Here is a 408-nt window from a genome sequence, read left to right as displayed (position 1 = left end):
TTTGTTTCTCAAACTGCCGTTAGCCGCTCGCGCAAAGAAGCGATGCTGGGCGTGCTCGGTATCACCGCTGGCGTGATGGTGTGGGCAGCGGTCGCGCTACTTGGCCTTAACCTGATCCTCGCGAAAATGGCCTGGCTGCATAGCATCATTATGGTCGGCGGTGGGCTCTATCTTTGCTGGATGGGCTTCCAGATGCTGCGCGGCGCGCTGAAGAAAGAGACGGCGAACAGCGATGCGCCGCAGGTTGAGCTGGCGGCGGGCGGGCGCAGCTTTGTGAAAGGCTTACTGACCAACCTTGCAAACCCGAAAGCGATTATCTACTTCGGATCGGTCTTCTCGTTGTTTGTTGGCGACAGCGTCGGCGCTAACGCGCGCTGGGGCATCTTTGTGCTGATTGTGGTAGAGACC

The 408-nt window shown here is 58.6% G+C and carries 1 protein-coding gene; it reads left to right on the top strand.

Annotated elements, in window-relative coordinates; translation table 11 throughout:
• The coding region (locus tag AB4Z33_RS31225) for a LysE family transporter (protein ID WP_442053604.1) at positions 1-408 on the top strand (408 nt) is incomplete at both ends.

It is taken from the genome of Paenibacillus sp. 2TAB19, assembly GCF_052115185.1.
Taxonomy (GTDB): domain Bacteria; phylum Bacillota; class Bacilli; order Paenibacillales; family Paenibacillaceae; genus Pristimantibacillus.
Note: the sequence above shows the minus strand (reverse complement) of the source record. Positions and strands in the feature narration are given on the sequence as shown.